Genomic DNA, 19,492 nt, shown 5'->3' with positions numbered 1-19,492 from the left:
TCGGTTCACCCGTCCGGTGGTGCACGGCGTACCGCGCCAGGACGCTCGGGTCCCAGGCCCACATCTCGTTGACCTGGGAGGGGAACTCCACGACGTCCTGCGGCACCTCCGTGCCGGACTGCGAGGGCAGCCGGACGTCGGACAGCAGGCCGTGCAGCGCGTGGCCGAACTCGTGGAACAGCGTGATGACCTCGTCCCACGTGAGCAGGGTCGGCTCGCCGTCGGGCGGACGCGGGATGTTGAGGTTGTTGACGACCACGGGCAGCTCGCCGCGCAGACGGCTCTGGTCGACGAGGTTGTTCATCCACGCCCCGCCCCGCTTCGACGCGCGGGTGTACCAGTCGGCGAGGAACAGGCCCAGCGGGCTGCCGTCTGCGTCGCTCACCTCGAACGCCCGGACCTGGGGGTGGTAGCCCACGAGGTCGGTCCGTTCGGCGAACGTCACCCCGTAGAGCGCGGTGGCTGCGTGGAAGACACCGTCGTGCACCACGCGCTCGAGCTCGAGGTAGGGGCGCAGGGCCGCGTCGTCGAGCGCGTAGCGCTCCTGGCGGACCTTCTCGGCGTAGAAGGGCCAGTCCCAACCCTCGAGCGTCGCACCGGGCTCGTCGACCCGGAGCGCGGCCTCGAGGTCGGCGGCCTCGCGGCGCGCGTTCGCCGCGGCGGCGGGGGCAGCACGCGTCAGCAGCGCCTGGACCGCGGCGGTCGTCCTGGCCGTGCCGTCGTCGGCGACGTAGGCGGCGTGGTGGTCGTAGCCCAGCAGCCGGGCCCGCTCGGCCCTGGCGCGGACCAGCTCGAGGAGGGTCGCGCGGGTGTCGTGCTCCGTGCCGCGCGCCCCGCGCGCCAGGGACGCCTCGTGCACGCGTCGGCGCACGTCACGGCGGGTCAGGCTCGCCAGGACGGGCTGCTGGCTCGACGAGACGAGCTCGAGCAGCCAGCCCTCGGCGTGCCCGCGGTCCGCGGCGGCCTGCCGGGCTGCGGCGATCGCGTCGGGCGCGAGCCCGTCGAGCTCCGCGTCGTCGGTGACGAGCAGCGCGCTGTCGTTGGCGTCGGCCAGCAGCTCGCGGCCGAACGTCGTCTCCAGGGTGCTGATCCGGGCGTTGAGGGCGCGCAGCTGCTCCTGGACCTGCGGGGCCGCCGCGGCGCCGCCCCGGCGCAGGTCGCGCTGGAGGTTCTCGAGCAGCCATCCGGCGTCCTCCGCGAGCGTCACCTCGCCCGCGGCGGCCCGGGCCGCGAGGGCGTCGAGGCGCGCGAGCAGCCGAGGGTCGAGGTCGATCGCGTCGTGGTGCTCCGACAGCAGGGGCGCGACCTCGGCCTCGAGGTCGTCCAGCTCCGGCGTGCTGTCCGCGCTGGTCCGGTTGAAGAAGACCGCGGCGACCCGGTGCAGCAGCGCCCCGGCGCGTTCCAGGGCGAGCAGCGTGTTGTCCTCGGTCGGTGGGCCGTCGGCGAGGATCGCCTCGACCTCGGCGCGCTCGGCCGCCATCCCGGCGAGGAACGCGGGCCGGTAGTGCTCGTCACGGATCGCGGCGAAGTCCGGCAGCCGGTAGGGCAGCGACGACGGTGCGGCGAAGGGGTTGGTCGGGTCCAGCGTGGGGACCTGGGTCTGGTCGGTCATGGGGACATCCTCCCAGCGCCCGGCCCGACGGTGCCGCGTCAGGGCCCGGGCCGCACCGCCGCGCCGTCGTCCGGCGCCTCGGGCGGCCACGGCTCCGCCGGCGTGCGAGGGTCGTCCCGCAGCAGCGTGCCGACCCACGTGTCGCGGCGCACCCCGCGCTGCACGCCCTCGAGCCGCACGGTCCCCTCGACGCGGAACCCGGCGCGCCACGCCACGCGGCGCGAGGGCCAGTTCCCCACGTAGGCGTGCCAGCTGACGCGCTGCAGGTCGAGGCCGCGCATCGCGAACGCGTGGTCGAGGACCAGGGACACCGCGCGCCCGACGACGCCCCGGCCACGCGCCCACGGCGCCACCCAGTAGCCGAGCTCGGCGCTGCCGTCGGCCACGCCGTGCAGCCCGACCATCCCGAGCAGCCTTCCCGGCGCGTCGCCGTCGCCACCCGCCGCACGGATGGCCCAGACGAGCTCGCGGCCCGAGGCCCAGCCGGGCCCGACGACGTGCTCGAGGAAGCCCTCGGCATCGGCGCGACGGTACGGCCGGGGCACGGTGACCCACGCGGAGACCTCGGGGTCCTGGCATGCCAGCGTGATGTCGTCGACGTCCGCCGGCGTCGGCGGGGCGAGGGTCACGACGTCGTCGTGCAGCGTCACGGGGTCCATCCCGGAACCCTAGGCGGACGAGAGGTGCAGGATGGTGCGCGAGCGACGGGGAGGCACCATGGGGGTGCGTCAGGAGCACCTGGCAGCGCTGCAGGCTCTCGCCGTCGAGCGGTGGGAGGACTACCTCGGGGAGCGCTCTGGGCTGCCCGGCCCGCGTGCCAACCTCGAGCTGCTCGCCGCCGCCGGCGACGTCGCACCGGCCGCCACGCTCCTGCGGTGGTCCGCCGCGGACGACGAGTACCTCGCGTGCGTGGGGACGGCGGGGATCGGACGGCTGGTCCTCGAGGGCCGGCCCGCGCTCGTGGCCGACCTGCGGCGCCGTGCCGAGGACGGTCGTTGGCGGGTGCGCGAGGGCGTCGCGATGGCCCTGCAGCGGATCGGCGACGGTGACCCCGGGCTGCTGCGCGCGGTCACGAGCGACTGGGCGGCAGGACCACCCCTCGTGCAGCGCGCCGCCGTCGCCGGCTTGTGCGAGCCGCGCCTGCTCCGGGCGCCCGGAACGGCCGACCACGCCCTGGCTGTCCTCGACCGCGTCACGGCCTCGCTCGCTGCCCTCGTCGCGGACCGTCGGCGGGACCCGGACGTCCGGGTCCTGCGCCAGGGCCTCGGCTACTGCTGGAGCGTTGCCGTCGCCGCGGCGCCGGGCCCCGGGTTCGACGCGCTGGAGCGGTGGGCGGCCTCGCCCGACCGGGACGTGCGCTGGGTGCTGCGCGAGAACCTGCGCAAGGCCCGCCTGCTCCGGGCGGACGCCGACCGCACCGCGGCACTGGCCGTCGCGGTCACCTGACCGCCCTCAGCCGACGAGCAGGCCGCTCGGGTCGGCCACGACGTACCCGTGCGCCTCGGCGACGGCCCCGGACAGCAGCGCCCCCTCGTGCGTGGTCAACCCGGCAGCGAGCGCCGGGTCCGCCATGAGGGCCGCGCGCCAGCCCCGGTCGGCGAGCCGCACGAGGTAGGGCAGCGTCGCGTTGGTGAGCGCACCGGTCGAGGTGACGGGGACCGCACCCGGCATGTTCGCCACGCAGTAGAAGACCGAGCCGTGCACGGGGTAGGTCGGCTCGGCGTGCGTCGTGGCGTGGGTGTCGGCGAAGCAGCCACCCTGGTCGACGGCGATGTCGACGAGCACCGAGCCGGGCCGCATCCGGGACACCAGGTCGTTGCTCACCAGCGTCGGCGCCTTGGCGCCGGGGACCAGCGCGGCACCGATGACGAGATCCGCGCCCAGGACGGCCTGCTCGATCGCGTACGGCGACGAGGCCACCGTGCGCACCCTCCCGCCGAACGCCGCGTCGAGCTCGCGCAGGCGGGGCAGAGACAGGTCGAGGATCGTCACGTCCGCGCGCATGCCCACGGCGATCTCCGCGGCGTGCCGGCCCGCGACTCCCCCACCGAGGATGACGACGCGGGCCGGCTCGACCCCCGGGACGCCCCCGAGCAGCAGGCCGCGCCCCCCCTCGCTGCGCAGCAGGTGGTAGGCGCCCACCTGGGTGGCCAGCCGCCCCGCGACCTCACTCATCGGGGCGAGCAGGGGCAGCGACCCGTCGGGCTGCTGGACGGTCTCGTAGGCGATCGCGGTGGTCCCGGCCGCGAGCAGCGCGTCCGTGCACGCCTGGTCTGCTGCGAGGTGCAGGTAGGTGAAGAGCACCAGGCCGCGCCGCAGCAGCGGGTACTCGGCGGCGACGGGTTCCTTGACCTTGCAGACGAGGTCGGCGGCCCAGACCTCCTCGGCCGTCGCGACGATGCGGGCGCCGGCGGCGCGGTAGTCGTCGTCGCTGATCGCCGAGCCGGTCCCGGCGCCGGACTGGACCAGCACCTCGTGGCCGGACGCCGCGAGCCGGTGCGCCCCGGCGGGGGTCAGCGCGACGCGGTACTCGTGGACCTTGCGCTCGGCGGGGATCCCGATCCGCATGCTGGCCTCCGTGGGTCGCGGGGGGCCGCACGGCCGCCCGACAGGTGTGTGCTACCTCACAAGTGTGAAGATGCCTGCGTTTCGAGCGCATTGCTTCCGCCGAATCTTCGCTCATTGGGGTGATACTTCGTTGATTGCTCGATCCAGCCCGAGGTGCGAGGCCTCCGCATGAAGAAGATTCGGCTCGACGAGACCGACCGCGCGATCCTGCGGCTGCTGCGGGACGACGCCCGGATGCCCAACAACGCCCTGGCCGAGGCCGTGGGGATCGCCCCGTCGACGTGCCTGGGTCGCGTGCGCGCGCTGCGCGAGTCCGGCGTCATCCGCGGCTTCCACGCCGACATCGACCCGGCCGCGCTGGGCCTGCACCTGCAGGCGATGATCGCCGTGCGGGTGCAGGGCACGGCGCGCGGGGAGATGCTCGCCTTCGCGCGGCGGATCGCGCGGCGGCCGGAGGTGATGGACCTGTACTTCGTCGCCGGCGCCGACGACTTCCTCATCCACGTCGCGGCGCGCGACACCGAGACCCTGCGGGCCTTCGTCGTCGACCAGCTCTCCGCACGCCCCGAGGTCGCCTACACCGAGACCAGCCTCATCTTCGAGCACCTGCCGGCCACCGCGAGCGTGCCATCGCCCCAGCGGAGGTGACAGGCCGCGTCCGTCAGCCCCCGGACGATCTCGTCCAGTGCCGTCAGGTGGGCGCGGGCGGGGTCCGGTCGTCCGTGCCGTCGAGGCTTGCCAGAACCTGACGACTCGTGACGCCGTCCACGAGTCGTCGAGGGACGGCGCCGGACACTGGCGAGACGCCGCCGCGTCGACCGCCGGCACCCACGAGCGACTGGAGCCGCAACCGCTCGGCGAGCCTCGGGGCGATCGGCCGGTCTAGCTCCGCCTGGATGCGATCAGCCAGGGCCCGTGGCGCCTGCGCACGAAGACCCGGGATCGTGCGGTCGCTACCCCCTGCGCGCGGTCCGTGGGAGGGCCGTGACAGGCCCGCTGGCGGATGTCCTCCGCTTCTGGCGCCGACGGTAGACCAGCCACAGCAGACGAGTGAAGAAGCCGGTCCCAGCGTAGATGGCGAGTTGCCCCAGGTCACCTGCCCACGTGCTCTCCAGCCGTGGGATCCACCCGATGATCATGCCCGCCCAGGACAGGAGGAACGTCGAGAGCGACACAAGCGCCGCGTCCTGCCACGGTGTCAGGTGGCGCCACCATCGCTCGTTCACTCGTGCTCCCACGGTCTTGTCATCCATGATGCTCTCTCAGCAGCTTCGGGTGTATGCGTCGTAGAAGAGGGGACTCACGCCTGTCCCGTACCCCTGCCAGAAGGAGAGGCACTTGCCGGCGTTCCACGCGGTCTTCGCCGTGTTCACGAGGTCACTCGCACGACTGTTGACCAGGGTTCGGCACAGACTCACTGCCCACCCTGGTAGGAAGTCGCACAACCAGCCGACCGCGGAGAGGTAGCTCACTCGATAGGTGCTGATCGAGTGAGTGTCCGAGCGGTTGTCGTGGACGTAGTACACCGGGGTGATGTACTACCAGCCGAGTCCGAAGCTGGGGTCGGCAGCGACCGGGAACACCGCACCCTCCGTGTCGACGTGCTGCACGAGCGTGTCCCCCTGGATCTCGTATCGAGTCGGGAGCACCTGACCCGTTGCGTCGACGGCCCACGGAGCCTCGAGCGTCGCTGCGACTGCCACCGACACGTCGATCGGCGTTCCCGACGGGGTGCTCTCACCTGCGGACTCGAGCACTGCGAGGGTCGCCTCGTCGATGACCATCCCGCCGCCGTCCCCCGTGAGGTAGATCGCGTAGCCGTCCCCAAGGTTCAGGTCAAAGGAGACGGTCGTGACACCAGGACCTTCGATGGAAGCGACGACGCTTGTCACCTCGCCGGTGTCGACCAGGTAGGTCGTATCGACCTCGGCAGCGGTGTCGACCGTGAGCACGTCACCGATGTGGATCTCGCTGGTTACGACCTCGGGAACGACTCCGGTCACGGCCTCGATGATCTGGTCGGTGGAGTCGAGGCCTGGCCGATCGGCTGCAGCGACGCCGGTCGTGGCGGCGACGAGCGCGACAGTGCTGAGGAGCCCCGTCGCCACGACTCGACCCGCCCACAAGTGAGTACGGATACTGCCCCCTGTCAACTGAGTGATGCCGACTGTGACATCGTCGCCGAGGCTATTGCGGGGGTCCCCCCCGTCAAGATCGCGCCCGCACCACAGGAACATCTCCGAGGCAGCCACCAAGCGCCCGGGCTGGTACCGAGCACGAAGCACGACGACCCTCAGAGCCGCACCCGCTACGCCCGCCTCGGGACGACGGTCGGATGGCCCGTCTCCGCCCTGAGCCGCGCCGCTCGCTCGCGCGGCCGAGGGTCACGGTGGGCCGTCGTCAGCGGGCAAGGAAGCGGACCAGCAGCGGGTTGACGCGCTCCGGGAACTCGTAGTGCGCCAGGTGGCCGGCAGCCCCGAGCTCGTGGTACTCGATCCCGGGCATCAGGTCACGCAGCCTGGCCATCGACTCCTTCGAGACCTTCTGGTCCGAGTCACCCCAGGTCAGCAGGACGGGGATGCCCTGCTCCTTGACGCCCCGGTAGCAGGCCGTCGCGTCCCGCAGGGCGTCACCTCTCAGGTTGGCCAGCATGGCTCGGCGCTTGCCCCGGAAGCGGAACTGCTCGAGAACCTGGCTCGCGAGCAGGGAAGTCGTCTCGGTGCCGACGACGGCGTCGGAGAGGTCGGCGAGCTTGCCGTCGCTCATCAGCCCCATGAGGGCCTCTCCCACGACCGGCGTCCTGACGAGCCGGAGCGCCAGGCCTCGTGGACTCGGGAGGTCGTCGACGAAGGGTGCCAGCAGGGCGAACTTCTTGACCCGTCCCGGGTGCTCCGACGCGAAGCAGGCGCCAATGCTTCCGCCCTGGGAGGTTCCCACCACCAGGACCGGGTCCGAGATGTCCAGCGCACGCAGAAGCTCGGTGAGCTGGGCGTTGTAGAGATGGCGGTCGTAGGTGGGCAGCTTCGGCCGGTCGGACGATCCGTGCCCGAACAGGTCGTAGCGGAGCACCCGGAAGCCCGCCGCGCTCAGGTCTCCGATCGTCCTGTCCCACGTCACGCTGGGTGCGGCGTTGCCGTGGATGAGGACGACGTTCTCGCCGCCGGCTTCACCACGCAGCTCGTAGTGCGTGACTCCTGCCGAGAGCTCCACGAAGCTCCCCGGCAGACCCCGTCGAGCCCCCGCAGTCAGATCCGGTCTTCTCCCGACGAGCACCCCGATCCCCTCCTCTCGTCTGCCGACACCAGGAACGCGGCCACCGATCCGGGCGGCACGGGTCACCGACGAGGCGCCGCACGCCGACGGTCTGCGCCGCACGAGGTCTCAGAGCCGCACCCGCTCCCCGAGCCTCGGGACGACGGTCAGCCAGTCCAGCTCCGCCCGGATCCGGTCCCCCAGGAGCCGCGCGGCGTCGGCCTCACCGTGCACCAGGTACACCGTCTCGGGCGGCGTCGGCAGATCGCGCAGCCAGGCCACCAGCTCGTCGGCGTCCGCGTGCACGCTGAACTCCTCGTCGCTGACCACCTCGGCGCGCACCGGGACGTACCGGCCGTGGATCTTCAGCTCCTTGGCACCGTCGAGCAGCGCCCGGCCGCGCGTGCCGATCGCCTGGTAGCCCGTCAGCACCACCGTGTTGTGCCGGTCGGGGAGCATGTGGCGCAGGTGGTGCACGACGCGGCCGCCCGACGCCATCCCCGAGGCAGAGACGATGATCGACGGAGTGTGCGGGCTGTTGAGCGCCATCGACTCCTCTGGCGTGCGAGCCGCGTGCAGCATCGGCAGGTCGACGAGGTCGGCCGGGGCGTCGGGCAGCAGCTCGGCCCGGAGCGAGCCGCGCCGGTAGACGTCGAGGGCCGCGAGCGCCATCGGGCTGTCGACGTAGACCGGGACGGACGGGATCTGCCCGGCGCGCAGCATCTGCGACAGGGCATGCAGCACCAGCTCGGTACGGTCCACCGCGAAGGCCGGCACCAGGACGGAGCCGCCGCGGGCCACCGTGCGGCGGATCGCCGCCGCGAACTCCGCGTGCGCGTCGCCGTCGGGGTCGGGGTGGTCGCGGTCGCCGTAGGTGGACTCCAGGACCACCGTCCGCGCAGCCGGCGGCGCCTCGCGCGGTCGCAGCACCGGGTGCGTGCGCCTGCCGAGGTCGCCAGAGAACAGCACCGTCTCGTCGCCGGCCGTCACGAGCACGCTCGCGGCCCCGAGCACGTGCCCCGCCCGCGACAGGGTGATCGCCATCGCGTCGGACACCGGCGTCCGCACGCCGAACCCGACCTGCCGGAACAGCACGATGGCCGCCTCGGCGTCCGCGACGCCGTAGAGCGGCAGCGGCGGGTCGTGCCGGGACCAGCCGCCGGCCCGGGCCTGCTCGGCGTCGCGCTCGTTGAGGTGGGCGCTGTCGCGCAGCACGATCTCGGTCAGGGCCGCCGTGCCCTCGGTCATCCAGATCGGGCCGCTGAACCCGTCGCGCACCAGCGCCGGCAGGTACCCGCAGTGGTCGAGGTGGCAGTGGGAGAGCACGACGTCGTCGATCGAGGCCGGGTCGACCGGGAACGGCTCCCAGTTCCGGCGGCGCCACTCCCGCTCCCCCTGGTACAGCCCGCAGTCCACCAGCAGGCGGCGGCCGTCGCGCTCGACGAGGAACTTGCTGCCGGTCACCGTGCCGGCCGCTCCGAGAAAGGTGAGGATCCCCGCGCCAGAGGTGCTCATACCGCCAGCGTCCACCCGTCGCACCACGTCCGGTCAGAGCACGAGGTCCCGGGTGCGGGCCGAGAACGCGCAAGGCCCCCGACCGGCGGGTCGGGGGCCTTGCGCGTCGCTGTCTCAACGAGTGTCCGGAGGGGGACTTGAACCCCCACGCCCGTTAAGGGCACTAGCACCTCAAGCTAGCGCGTCTGCCATTTCGCCACCCGGACAGGTGACCTGAGGTGCTGATCCAGCCCTCAAGTGCGGCGCCAAAGATAGCACGGAGCGGCACCGGGCCAGGACGCGGCGCCTGGGGCACACTGGCAGGCAGGGCACGGGCCGATGGCGCCCGGAGGAGGCAACGGTGACCGAGCACGACCCGTCCGGCCTCACCGAACCCGAACGCACCCCGGCCTCGCTGCGCCACCTGTCCGGTGCGAGCCCGGCGGCCCGCAAGGTCGCCGGCGCCCGGCGCAACCCCGCGGTGGTCGGCTTCGACGAGTCCGCGCCGCACTGGCTGCGGACCGTCGCCGGGTGGTCCTGGCGGATCCTCGTCGTGGTCGCCGCCGTCGCCCTGGTGTTCTGGGCCACGGCCAAGGTGCTGCTGCTGTCGATCGCGGTCTTCCTGGCGCTCGTCTTCACCGCCGTGCTGCGCCCGCTGGTCAACGCGATGGGGCGGGTGATGCCCCGCGGGCTGGCCACCGCGCTGTCGATCCTGCTGTCGTTCCTCGTCGTCGCGGGGCTGTTCACCTACATCGGGCTCTCGGTCGCCGGGCAGTGGGCCAACCTGGGGGTGCAGTTCAACGACGGCATCTCGACCCTCCTCGACGCACTGAAGAACAGCCCGCTGCACCTGACGGTGACCAGCGAGGACGTCCAGGCGTGGCTGGTCCAGGGCCAGGAGTGGATCGTGGCCAACAGCAGCGCCGTGGCCAGCCAGGCCCTGTCGAGCGTCGGGTCGGTCGCGCAGGTGTTCACGGCCCTGGCGCTGGCGACCTTCTGCACGGTGTTCTTCCTCACCCGCGGCAGCGAGATGTGGACCTGGTTCCTCAACCAGCTGCCGCTGCGGATGCGCACGTCGTGGCACCTCGGCGGCGGGGTCGCCTGGTACACGTTCTCGGGGTACACCCGTGGCACGTTCATCGTCGCGGCGGCCGACGGCGTGCTGGCCGCGATCATCCTCATCGCGCTGGGGGTGCCGCTCGCAGCCCCCCTGGCCGTGCTCGTCTTCGTGGGCGCGTTCATCCCGCTCATCGGCGCCCCGCTGGCCATGGTCATCGCGATGGTCGTCGCGCTGGCGGCCAACGGCTTCCTCAACGCGCTGCTCGTCGGCGTCGGCATCGCCCTCATCGGGCAGTTCGAGGGGCACGTCCTCACCCCGCTGGTGATGGGCAAGCAGGTCTCGCTGCACCCCGTCGCGGTGGCGCTGTCGGTGACGGCGGGCACCCTCATCGCGGGCATCCTCGGCGCCGTGATCTCGGTGCCGCTCGTCGCGGTGGCCTGGGCCGTGTTCGCCCGGCTGCGCCACGTGGACCCGCCGAGCGACTTCACGGACGACGGGTCGGCGGAGCCGGACCCGGACCCGGACGACGACGGGCTGGCTGTCGAGGCGTGACTCAGCGGAAGTCCCGCGAGGACGTCGGGACCCGCAGCGACAACGGTGCCAGGTGCTCGGCGAGCAGGTTGGTGGCGCCGTCCGCCCGCTCCAGCCGACCGCGCACCACGAGGGCGGCCGAGGAGCGCGCGACCGTGCGGAAGCGCCGCCACAGCCCCGCGGTGCACACCACGTTGAGGATGCCCGTCTCGTCCTCCAGTGACAGGAAGGTGACGCCCTGGGCGGTGCCCGGCCGCTGGCGGTGGGTGACCACCCCCGCCACCGCGACCCGACGCTCGGCCTCGTGGGCGACCGCCGCCGCGACGGTGAGGACCCCCGCGGCGTCCAACCCGCCGCGCACGTACTGGGTCGGGTAGGAGTCCACCGACACCCCGGTGGCCCACACGTCGGCCATCGCGAGCTCGACGGTGCTCATCCCCGGCAGGGTGGGCGCCTCGACGCCGACGGCGACGCCCGGCAGGGTGTCCGGTCCCTCCTGGGCCAGGGCACCGGCCGCCCACAGCCCCGCCCGCCGGTCGACGCCCAGCCCGCCCAGGGCCCCGGCCGTCGCCAGGGCCTCGAGCTGTGCGGTGCTGAGCCGCACCCGGCGGACCAGGTCCCGCAGGTCGGTGAACGCGCCGTGCGCCGCCCGCTCGGCGACGAGGGCCTCGGCGACCGGCATCCCGACGCCGCGCACCGCGGCCAGGCCCATCCGGACCGCGAGGGTGACGTCGGGGGCCGGCTCCGTCGAGGGCACGGGCCACGCCGGCCGGCCCGCCGCCGGGTCCGCATCGTCGGGCACCGGCTCCAGGTCGGCCTGGACCGCCGAGCGCTGCACGCACGGTCGCAGCACCACCCCGCCACGGCGCCGGGCGTCGGCCACGAGCGACTGCGGCGTGTAGAAGCCCATCGGCTGGGCGGCGAGCAGTCCCGCGTAGAACGCCGCCGGGTGGTGCACCTTGAGCCACGAGCTGGCGTACACGAGGTAGGCGAAGGAGTACGCGTGCGACTCGGGGAAGCCGAAGTCGGCGAACGCCCGGAGCTTGTCGAAGATCTGCACCCCGACGTCCGCGGTGATCCCCCGCTCGGCCATGCCGTCCATGAGCCGGGACCGCAGCGCCTCCATCCGCTCCGTCGAGCGCTTGGACCCCATCGCGCGGCGCAGCTGGTCGGCCTCGGCGCCGGTGAACCCGGCCACGTCGATCGCCATCTGCATGAGCTGCTCCTGGAACAGCGGCACACCCTTGGTCTTGGCCAACGAGGGCTCCAGCAGCGGGTGCAGGTAGGTCACGGGCTCCCGGCCGCGCACCCGGTTGATGTAGGGGTGCACCGAGCCGCCCTGGATAGGGCCGGGCCGGATGAGCGCGACCTCCACGACGATGTCGTAGAAGCACCGCGGCTGCAGGCGCGGCAGGGTGGCCATCTGCGCGCGCGACTCGACCTGGAACACCCCGACCGTGTCCGCGGCGCACAGCAGGTCGTAGACCGCCGGGTCCTCCTGGGGCAGCTCGTGCAGGCCGAGCTCGACGTCCTCGTGCCGCGCGACGAGCTGGAAGGCGATCCGCAGCGCCGTGAGCATGCCCAGCCCGAGCAGGTCGAACTTCACCAGCCCGGCGTCGGCGCAGTCGTCCTTGTCCCACTGCAGCACGGTGCGCCCTGGCATCCGCGCCCACTCGACCGGGCAGACCTCGATGACCGGCCGGTCGCACAGCACCATGCCGCCCGAGTGGATGCCCAGGTGGCGCGGGAGGCGCAGGAACCGGTCCGCGAGGTCGATCACCGCCTCGGGGATCTCGGCCAGGTCCGATGCCGATGCGGGCGGGTGCGCCGGGACGACGTCGTGCCGGTCGGCCGTCGGGACCATCTCACCCGGCCCGCCCGGCCCGCCCGGCCCCACCGTCGGTGCCCGCTCGAGGTGGTGCCAGCTGCTGGGCCGCTCCGGCCCACGCAACGACCCCCACCGCTCGATGCTCTTGCTCCAGGCGTCCTGCTGGCCGACGTCGTACCCCAGCGCCCGGGCGGCGTCCCGGACGGCCGAGCGCGGGCGATAGCTGATGACGTTGGCGACCTGAGCGGCGTGGCGCCGGCCGAACCGCTCGTAGACGTACTGGATGACCTCCTCGCGCCGGGCCGACTCGATGTCGACGTCGATGTCCGGCGGGCCGTCGCGCTCCGGGGCGAGGAACCGCTCGAAGAGCAGCCCGTGCGCCACCGCGTCGACGGCGGTCACCCCGAGCGCGTAGCAGACCGCCGAGTTGGCGGCCGAGCCGCGCCCCTGGCACAGGATCTGCCGGTCACGGCAGAACGCGACGAGGTCGTGGACGATGAGGAAGTAGCCCGGGAAGTGCAGGGACTCGATGACGTCGAGCTCGTGGGCGATCTGGGCCCAGGCCCCCGGCACCCGCTCCGTCTCCGGCGGGCCGTAGCGGTGCAGGGCACCGCGTCGGGTGAGCTCGCGCAGCCAGCTCGCCTCGTCGTGGCCCGGCGGCACCGGGTAGGGCGGCAGGTCGGGGGCCACGAGGGCGAGGTCGAAGGCGCACTCGGCGGCGAGCGCGACGGCCGTGCGCACGGCCTGGGGGTGGCGCCGGTGCCGCGCCGTCATCTCGGCGGCAGAGCGCAGGTGCGCCCCGGGACCGGCTGGCAGCCAGCCGTCGAGGTCGTCCAGGCTCGATCGCGCACGCACGGCGTGCAGCGCCGCGGCCAGGTCGGCATCGGCCGGGCGGGCGTAGTGCACGTTCCCGGTGGCCACGAGGGGCAGCCGCGCGCGCCGGGCCAGCCCCGCCAGGGCGTCGTTGCGCTCGGAGTCCCACGGGTCGGCGGTGTCGGTGACCTCGACGGCGACGTTGTCGCGACCGAACAGGGCGGTCAACCGGTCCAGCTCCGCCATGGCCGTGGCCGGCCCGTCCGCCAGCGCGCGACGGACCGCCCCCTTGCGCCCCCCGGTGAGCACGAGCCAGTGCCCGTCCGCCTCCGCGGCGAGCCGGTCCAGACGGTAGTCCGCCCGCCCCTTGGACCCCGTCGCCAGATGCGCCTCCGCGATCGCCCGCGACAGCGCCCGGTAGCCCTGCGGACCGCGGGCCAGCACGAGCAGGTGGGTGGCCCGCGGGTCGGGTGAGCCCGTCGGGTCGTCGAGCACACCGTCCGGGCCGGGCAGGTGCAGCTCCGCGCCGAAGACCGTCGGCAGCCCGGCCGTCCGGGCTGCCTGGGCGAAGCGCACGACGCCGTACAGGCCGTCGTGGTCGGTCAGGGCCAGGCCGGTGAGCCCGAGCCGGACGGCTTCGCGGACCAGCTCCTCCGGCTGGCTGGCCCCGTCGAGGAAGCTGAACGCCGAGTGGGCGTGCAGCTCGGCGTAGCGGGGCTCGCCCGGGGCGGCGCGGTCAGTCAGAGCGCGGTCAGTCAGAGCGCGGTCAGTCATAGTGCGCCTCGAGCGTCCAGACCCCGTCGGCCAGCGCCAGCAGCACCGCCCTGCCGTCCGCGAGCGTGGCCTGCAGGTACACCCGCCGGTGGGGGTTCGGACCCCACCAGCGCTGCACCACCGGCCACGGCCCGGCCCAGCCGGTGACCGGCGTCTCGCGCACGGCGTCGCCGTCGCGCGACGGCCACCACACCACGGCGGGCTCGGCGCTGACCTGCAGCCGCGCGTCGACCTGCACCCGGCGGCCGTCCTGGCCGCACAGCTGGACCACCTCGGGGGTGACGAGCACCGTCGCCGGGGCGGGGGGTGGCAGCCGGCCCGGCCAGGGGGCGTCGAGCGGGCGGGCCGGCGGGGCGGCCTGGCCCCATGGCACCAGGTGCACCTGGTCGCGGACCTCCCGACCACCCTGGACGGCCACGCTCAGCACGGCGTCCGCCCCGATGAGCCCCTGGACCCGGTGCACCGCGCGCTGGGCGCGCAGGTCGGCACCGCTGGCCTCGCCCCACAGCCGCCCCTGCTCCGCCCCCACGGCCAGCACCTGCTCGGCGCGCAGCGCGAGGCTGACCAGCGGCGCCGGCGCGGGGTCGTCCAGCGTGCCCACGGCCGGGCGATGCGCCCCCTGGGCGGTGAGCCAGCCCTCGAGCTGCCAGCGGACGCGATCGGCCATCCGGGCGGCGGACAGGCCGCCCAGGGCGGTGTCGGTCCGCCAGGTGCGCACCAGGTCGACGCCGTCGGCGGTGCGCGCGGTGATCTGCAGCCGGCCGCAGCCGACCCCCCGGGCGACCATCTGGGCGTGCAGCTCCTCTGCGAGGCGCCGGGCGACGAAGGCCGTCGCCTCGAGCCGCTCGACCGGCGGGTCGAGCTCCACGGCGACGGCGACGTCGGGCTCCGGACGACGCAGCGCCGTGGGCTGGTCGTCCTGCCCGGCGGCGACCCGGTGCGCCCAGCCGCCGAGCGGGCCGAACCGGGTCAGCACGTCCGCGCCGGGCAGCCCGGCCAGGTCCCCCAGGGTGCGCAGGCCGAGCCGCCCCAGCAGGTCGACCAGCTCCGGCACCCGGGCGACGGCGTCCCCGGTGGCGACGTGGACCAGCTCCCCGATGCCCAGGGGCGCCAGGAAGGCCGCCGTGCCGCCCGGCGGGACGATGCGGGCGGCACGGGCGGCCAGGACGGCGGCACCGGCGCCGTCGGCCACCCCGACCTGGACCTCGTAGCCGGCCTGCTCGATCACCTGGGCGACCAGCAGCTCCGCGAGCGCGTGCTCGGACCCGTGGTAGCGGCCGGCACCCGCGGCGGGCAGCAGGAGGAGACCCGGCCGGGCCACCTCGACCCCGGCCACGACGGACTCCGCTGCGGCGGCCACGGGCTCGAACAACCGGGTGTCCCTGCCCTGGTCCGCCGGCAGCAGCGCGAGCTCCGGGCAGCACTCCTGGGCCTGCCGTCTGCGCATGCCCCGCCGCACCCCCTGGCGCCGCGCCGTGGCGCTGACCGAGGTGACCTGCCGGCCGTCGTGCACCGCGGCCGGCCGGTGGCCGGGGACCTGCTCGGCCGTCATCGCCGCCAGGACCGGCCAGTCCGGTGCCCACAGGGCGAGGATCCGGGGCGGGGCGCTCATCCGGCGTGCCGCCGCTCGACGGTGAGCAGCACCTCGGCGTCGCGCAGCACCTCGGCGTCGAGGTCCCCGCCCGGCAGCCGGGGCTCGGCGGGCAGCTGGACCTCGCCCAGCCAGCCCTGTGCCGCCGTGCCGCGCCCACCGCGCCGGACGTCGAGCCGCCGGCTCCGCAGCCGGCCGTCCCCGCGGCCGACGCCCTCCCACCGGGAGGCCCCGGCGGTGAGCACCACGGCCGCCCCCGGCCAGGGTGTGGTGGGCAGCAGCACGGCGGACCGCTCCCGTGCACGGGCGCTCAGGCGGCGCCGGTCCGCATCGGTCAGGGCGACGCGCGGACCGACGACGACGGCGTCCACCCCGTCGAGCAGGGCGGCGAGGACGAGCGGGCCGTCCGGCCCCGCATCGGGCACGAGCACCACGCGGTCGAGGTCGAGGCCCAGCTGGGCCGCCGCGAGCACCCCCAGCCCCGGCATCCCCACGACGGCCACCCAGCCACCCGCCCGGGACACCTCGGCGAGCAGGCCGAGCACCAGCGAGGTCGACCCGGCCACCACCACCGTCGTGCCACGGTCGAGCCCCCGCGAGGGCAGCAGGCCGGCCAGCCGGCCGCTCACCGGCAGGGTCAGCGCGGTCGCGTCCGGGTGGGGTGCGGCGGCGCCATCTGCCGTCCCCGCGTCGTCACCGGCCTGCGGGAGCAGCACCGGCCGCACCCACCGGCTGGTCCCCGTGCGCTCCTCCGCACGGGCCAGGATCGACCGGGCGAGCGCCGCACGATCGGTTCCGGTCGCGTCCGCCCGCACGGGAGCCGCCGCTGCCAGCACCGTCATCACACCCACCTCGCCCACCGGATCATCGAACACCTGTTCGAAGTATCTCAGTAGACGCCGACAGGGTGAGCCCCGTCAACCCGGTCCTGCGCCGGGCGGTGGGCACCGGGCGCGGCCCGGTCCACCTACCCCCTGCGGGAGCTGCGGGTCACAGGTCGTTGCCCGCGTAGGACTGGTTGAAGCTCTTGTTGGCCAGCGGGAAGTCGGGGACGATCGTGTCCGCCAGCGACACCGGCAGCGCCGGCCACGTGAAGAACGACGGGTCCACGACGGCCACCCGCGCGAGCCGCCCGGTCCCGTCGAGCTCGACCCGGTGGCACGCGGTCCCCCGCCACGCCTCGACGAGCGAGAGCCCCCGCGCCGCGACGGCAGGACCTGGCTCGTCGACCTCCCGCACCTCACCCTCCGCCGCGTCCGGCCGCCCGGAGCCCGGGGTCGGCGGGCCGTCCGGAACCACGGATCCCGTCCGCCCCCCGAGCCGGCGCACGATGTCCTCGACGAGCGCGGCCGAGACCGCGACCTCGTCGGCCCGCACCCCGAACCGGGCGAGCACGTCGCCGTCGGAGCGCGTGCACACCCTCATCCGTGGGCCGAGATCGACGAACGGGTGGTCCCGACGAGTGTCGACGTCGAGCCCCGAGGCCCGGGCGACGTAGCCCAGGGCACCCATCGTCACCGCCTCCTGCCGCGCGAGCACGGCCGTGCCCGTGAAGCGGTCCGCGACCACCGAGCTGCCCAGCGTGATCGCGACCAGCTCGGCGACCTCCGCGGCGACCGCCGCCACGGCACCGACGTCGGGCGTGGCGAGCATCCCCGCCCCGCCGATGCTCACGCCGCCGCGCAGCAGCCGGTGCCCCGTGACGGACCTGTTGAGCCGCAGCAGGGTCTCGCGCAGGCGCTGCGCGTGCACGTTCGCGATGGCGAAGGCGACGTCGTTGGCCATCGCACCGAGGTCGGCCACGTGGTTGTGCAGCCGCTCGAGCTCGAGCAGCAGGGCGCGCACGAGGCGGTCCTCCTCGCTGACCTCCAGGTCGAGCGCGCCCTCGACCGCCATCGCGTACGCGAGCCCGTGCCCGACGGCGGTGTCCCCGCTCACCCGCTCCGCGAGCTCGATCCCCTCGGCCGGGGTGCGCCCCTCGAAGAGCTTCTCGATGCCGCGGTGCAGGAACCACAGCCGCGCCTTCATCCGCAGGATGGTCTCCCCCACCACCGAGAACCGGAAGTGACCCGGCTCGATGAGCCCGGCGTGCACGGGCCCCACCGGGATCTCGTAGACACCCTGCCCGCCGACGGGCACGAAGGAGAACGAGCCGCGGTCGGAGCCGAAGGGCGCCTGCTGGTCGGCGTCCCGGCGCATGGGGTACCGGTCCGTCGGCCAGTGGTCGTGCAGCACGAGCCGGCGCGGCCGCGGGTGCCCCTGCGGCACGATCCCGAACTGGTCGTGCACCGCCCGCTCGAACCGCCCGGCCGGGAACGACAGCGCGGCGAGGGACGGCACGCCGGGGTCCTCGCGCTGCACCTGCACCACGAGCTCCGTGCGCAGGTCGGTGGCCGGGTGGGCGAACGCGTAGACGACGTGGAAGCCCCCCGGGGCGTCGTCGTGCGCCGCGACGAGGGCGAGCCGGTGGCCGGTGGCGAGCAGCTCCCCCGCTGCGGCGCGCAGCCCGCCGGGGGCGACCGGCAGCTCGAGCGTGCCGTCCGCGCGGCTCAGGGGTCCCGTGGGCATCAGGCACCCACCGCGGCGGCGGCGCGCAGCAGCACGGCGCCGATCGGGACGGCCAGGAAGCCCGCGACGGCCGTCACGGCGAGGGCGAGGACGAGCGGCGTCGTCGGCCCCCGGCTCGCCGCGAGGTCCACCGCATGGTCGAGGGTGGCGTCGGCGCCGTCGACCCCGTGCGCGGCGTCACCGGCCGCGACCTCCCGCGGCGCGCCCAGCAGCATCGCAGCGCTCGCCCGGGCGAGCCCGGCGAAGAGCACGAGCAGCAGCGCCAGCGCTGCCCCCATCGCCCAGCCCAGCCCGGCCTGCCACCCCGCCACCACGATGGCCACCTCCGAGAAGAAGAGCGCGAACGGCGGGAAGCCCAGCAGGGCGGCCATCCCCGCCAGGTACGGGACCGCCAGGTCGGGGCGCCGGCCGAGCAGCCCGCGCACGTCCTCGATCCGCGTGCTGCCCTCGGCGGCGAGGATCCGACCGGCGACGACGAACAGGCCCGCCTTGGCCAGCCCGTGGCCCAGCACGTGCAGCAGCACCGCGGCGAGCGCAAGCCGTCCGCCGATCGCGGCACCGAGCGCCAGCAGCCCCATGTGCTCGATGCTCGAGTAGGCGAGCATCCGCTTGTAGTCGCGCTGGCGCAGGATGAGCGCGGCGGCGACCGCGAGCGACCCCAGCCCGCCGACGAGCAGCATCCCCCGGACCAGGCCGGGGCCGAGCACCACGTCGGCGATCGCCTGGACCCGCAGGATCGCGTAGAAGGCCACCGCCAGGAGGACCCCGGACATCAGCCCGGAGACCGGCGCGGGCGCCTGGGAGTGCGCGTCGGGCAGCCACGAGTGCATCGGGGCCAGGCCGGCCTTCGTCGCGAAGCCGAGCACCGCCAGGCCGACGGCGACCCGCACCAGCCCCGGCTCGAGCGGCAGGGCGCCGCTCGACAGGACGGTCCACGACAGCGTCGCCTCGCCGGCGCTGCGGCCGGCGGCGTAGAGCAGCACCACGCCGAGCAGGGCGATGGCCACGCCGACCGAGCCGAGGACGACGTACTTCCACGCGGCCTCCAGCGAGCGCCGGGTGCCCTGGTGACCGACGAGGAACGCCGTGGCGATCGTCGTGGCCTCGACCGCGACCCAGAGCACCCCGAGGTTGTCGGTGAGCACGGCGAGCGACATCGCCCCGAGGAAGACGCACACCAGCCCGGCGTAGCGGCGCTGCGCCCTGCCGGGGGCGGCCATGGCCGCGCCGGGCGCCGGGGCGAGACCGCCCCAGGTCGCGGTGAGACCGACCGCACCGATCATGGCGAGCATGAAGGCCGAGAGCGCGTCGGCCCGCAGCAGGCCGTCGCCGAGGTCCGGGGCCCCACCGGGCGGGGTGGAGCACAGCAGGCCGACGCCGCAGGCCAGGACGACCGCGCTC

Annotated in this window: 14 protein-coding genes and 1 tRNA gene; 3 read left to right on the top strand and 12 right to left on the bottom strand. The window is 74.5% G+C overall.

The window, feature by feature from the left end; genetic code table 11:
* The coding region (locus PKY62_RS07345) for a M3 family metallopeptidase (protein WP_324536056.1) at nucleotides 1-1,612 on the bottom strand (1,612 nt) is incomplete at its 3' end.
* 38 nt (nucleotides 1,613-1,650) lie between these two features.
* Nucleotides 1,651-2,271, bottom strand: coding sequence for a GNAT family N-acetyltransferase (locus PKY62_RS07340; RefSeq protein ID WP_324536055.1), 621 nt, complete (start codon nucleotides 2,269-2,271; stop codon nucleotides 1,651-1,653).
* A 58-nt stretch (nucleotides 2,272-2,329) separates the two neighbouring features.
* Here PKY62_RS07340 and PKY62_RS07335 point away from each other — a divergent pair, with 58 nt between their 5' ends.
* Entirely contained in the window at nucleotides 2,330-3,058 is a 729-nt protein-coding gene (locus PKY62_RS07335; protein ID WP_324536054.1) for a HEAT repeat domain-containing protein, read from the top strand.
* 6 nt (nucleotides 3,059-3,064) lie between these two features.
* Here the strand turns inward: PKY62_RS07335 and ald are convergent, their stop codons facing one another.
* Nucleotides 3,065-4,180, bottom strand: coding sequence for an alanine dehydrogenase (gene ald / locus PKY62_RS07330; protein WP_324536053.1), 1,116 nt, complete (start codon nucleotides 4,178-4,180; stop codon nucleotides 3,065-3,067).
* 168 nt (nucleotides 4,181-4,348) lie between these two features.
* Between ald and PKY62_RS07325 the strand changes: the two genes are divergently transcribed.
* Entirely contained in the window at nucleotides 4,349-4,828 is a 480-nt protein-coding gene (locus PKY62_RS07325; protein WP_324536052.1) for an Lrp/AsnC family transcriptional regulator, read from the top strand.
* Nucleotides 4,829-5,718: 890 nt separating this feature from the next.
* Here PKY62_RS07325 and PKY62_RS07320 read toward each other — a convergent pair.
* From PKY62_RS07320 to PKY62_RS07305, 4 genes are all read right to left on the bottom strand, one after another.
* Entirely contained in the window at nucleotides 5,719-6,288 is a 570-nt protein-coding gene (locus PKY62_RS07320; protein WP_324536051.1) for a hypothetical protein, read from the bottom strand.
* Between the two features lie 292 nt (nucleotides 6,289-6,580).
* On the bottom strand, nucleotides 6,581-7,390 hold the full coding sequence (locus tag PKY62_RS07315; RefSeq protein ID WP_324536050.1) for an alpha/beta fold hydrolase: 810 nt from the start codon (nucleotides 7,388-7,390) through the stop codon (nucleotides 6,581-6,583).
* Nucleotides 7,391-7,561: 171 nt separating this feature from the next.
* Nucleotides 7,562-8,947, bottom strand: a complete 1,386-nt coding sequence (locus PKY62_RS07310) for an MBL fold metallo-hydrolase (RefSeq protein ID WP_324536049.1) — start codon at nucleotides 8,945-8,947, stop codon at nucleotides 7,562-7,564.
* Between the two features lie 122 nt (nucleotides 8,948-9,069).
* Nucleotides 9,070-9,153 (bottom strand) — tRNA-Leu (locus tag PKY62_RS07305).
* A 134-nt stretch (nucleotides 9,154-9,287) separates the two neighbouring features.
* Between PKY62_RS07305 and PKY62_RS07300 the strand changes: the two genes are divergently transcribed.
* A complete protein-coding gene (locus PKY62_RS07300; RefSeq protein ID WP_324536048.1) occupies nucleotides 9,288-10,538 on the top strand; it encodes an AI-2E family transporter in 1,251 nt (416 codons plus the stop codon).
* A 1-nt stretch (nucleotide 10,539) separates the two neighbouring features.
* Here the strand turns inward: PKY62_RS07300 and PKY62_RS07295 are convergent, their stop codons facing one another.
* The 5 genes from PKY62_RS07295 to PKY62_RS07275 all read right to left on the bottom strand — a co-directional run.
* Nucleotides 10,540-13,932: an error-prone DNA polymerase gene (locus PKY62_RS07295; protein ID WP_324536047.1), complete on the bottom strand. Its 3,393-nt coding sequence runs from the start codon at nucleotides 13,930-13,932 to the stop codon at nucleotides 10,540-10,542.
* Nucleotides 13,925-15,544 (bottom strand): DNA polymerase Y family protein, encoded by a 1,620-nt coding sequence (locus PKY62_RS07290; RefSeq protein ID WP_324536046.1) that lies wholly within the window; start codon nucleotides 15,542-15,544, stop codon nucleotides 13,925-13,927. Before PKY62_RS07290 ends, PKY62_RS07295 begins: the two co-directional genes overlap by 8 nt.
* Nucleotides 15,541-16,365 carry a DnaE2-dependent mutagenesis accessory factor ImuA' gene (imuA', locus tag PKY62_RS07285; protein ID WP_324536045.1) on the bottom strand — a complete coding sequence of 275 codons (825 nt, stop codon included), beginning with the start codon at nucleotides 16,363-16,365 and terminating at the stop codon, nucleotides 15,541-15,543. Before imuA' ends, PKY62_RS07290 begins: the two co-directional genes overlap by 4 nt.
* 148 nt (nucleotides 16,366-16,513) lie before the next feature.
* Complete coding sequence (locus tag PKY62_RS07280) at nucleotides 16,514-18,091, bottom strand: hydrogenase large subunit (RefSeq protein ID WP_324536044.1); 1,578 nt, start codon at nucleotides 18,089-18,091, stop codon at nucleotides 16,514-16,516.
* On the bottom strand, nucleotides 18,091-19,492 hold a 1,402-nt coding region (locus tag PKY62_RS07275; protein WP_324536043.1), incomplete at its 5' end, for a proton-conducting transporter transmembrane domain-containing protein. The genes PKY62_RS07275 and PKY62_RS07280, both read right to left, overlap by 1 nt.

The organism is Actinotalea sp. (genome assembly GCF_035443605.1).
Classification (GTDB): domain Bacteria; phylum Actinomycetota; class Actinomycetes; order Actinomycetales; family Cellulomonadaceae; genus Actinotalea.
This window is presented reverse-complemented; position numbering and strand designations above follow the sequence as displayed.

Excerpts from the sequence above, each read along its gene's own strand:
- PKY62_RS07340 (WP_324536055.1), bottom strand. The coding sequence starts at position 2,271 with ATGGACCCCGTGACGCTGCACGACGACGTCGTGACCCTCGCCCCGCCG.
- PKY62_RS07335 (WP_324536054.1), top strand. The coding sequence starts at position 2,330 with ATGGGGGTGCGTCAGGAGCACCTGGCAGCGCTGCAGGCTCTCGCCGTC.
- ald (WP_324536053.1), bottom strand. The coding sequence starts at position 4,180 with ATGCGGATCGGGATCCCCGCCGAGCGCAAGGTCCACGAGTACCGCGTC.
- PKY62_RS07325 (WP_324536052.1), top strand. The coding sequence starts at position 4,349 with ATGAAGAAGATTCGGCTCGACGAGACCGACCGCGCGATCCTGCGGCTG.
- PKY62_RS07310 (WP_324536049.1), bottom strand. The coding sequence starts at position 8,947 with ATGAGCACCTCTGGCGCGGGGATCCTCACCTTTCTCGGAGCGGCCGGC.
- PKY62_RS07295 (WP_324536047.1), bottom strand. The coding sequence starts at position 13,932 with ATGACTGACCGCGCTCTGACTGACCGCGCTCTGACTGACCGCGCCGCC.
- PKY62_RS07290 (WP_324536046.1), bottom strand. The coding sequence starts at position 15,544 with ATGAGCGCCCCGCCCCGGATCCTCGCCCTGTGGGCACCGGACTGGCCG.
- imuA' (WP_324536045.1), bottom strand. The coding sequence starts at position 16,365 with ATGACGGTGCTGGCAGCGGCGGCTCCCGTGCGGGCGGACGCGACCGGA.
- PKY62_RS07280 (WP_324536044.1), bottom strand. The coding sequence starts at position 18,091 with ATGCCCACGGGACCCCTGAGCCGCGCGGACGGCACGCTCGAGCTGCCG.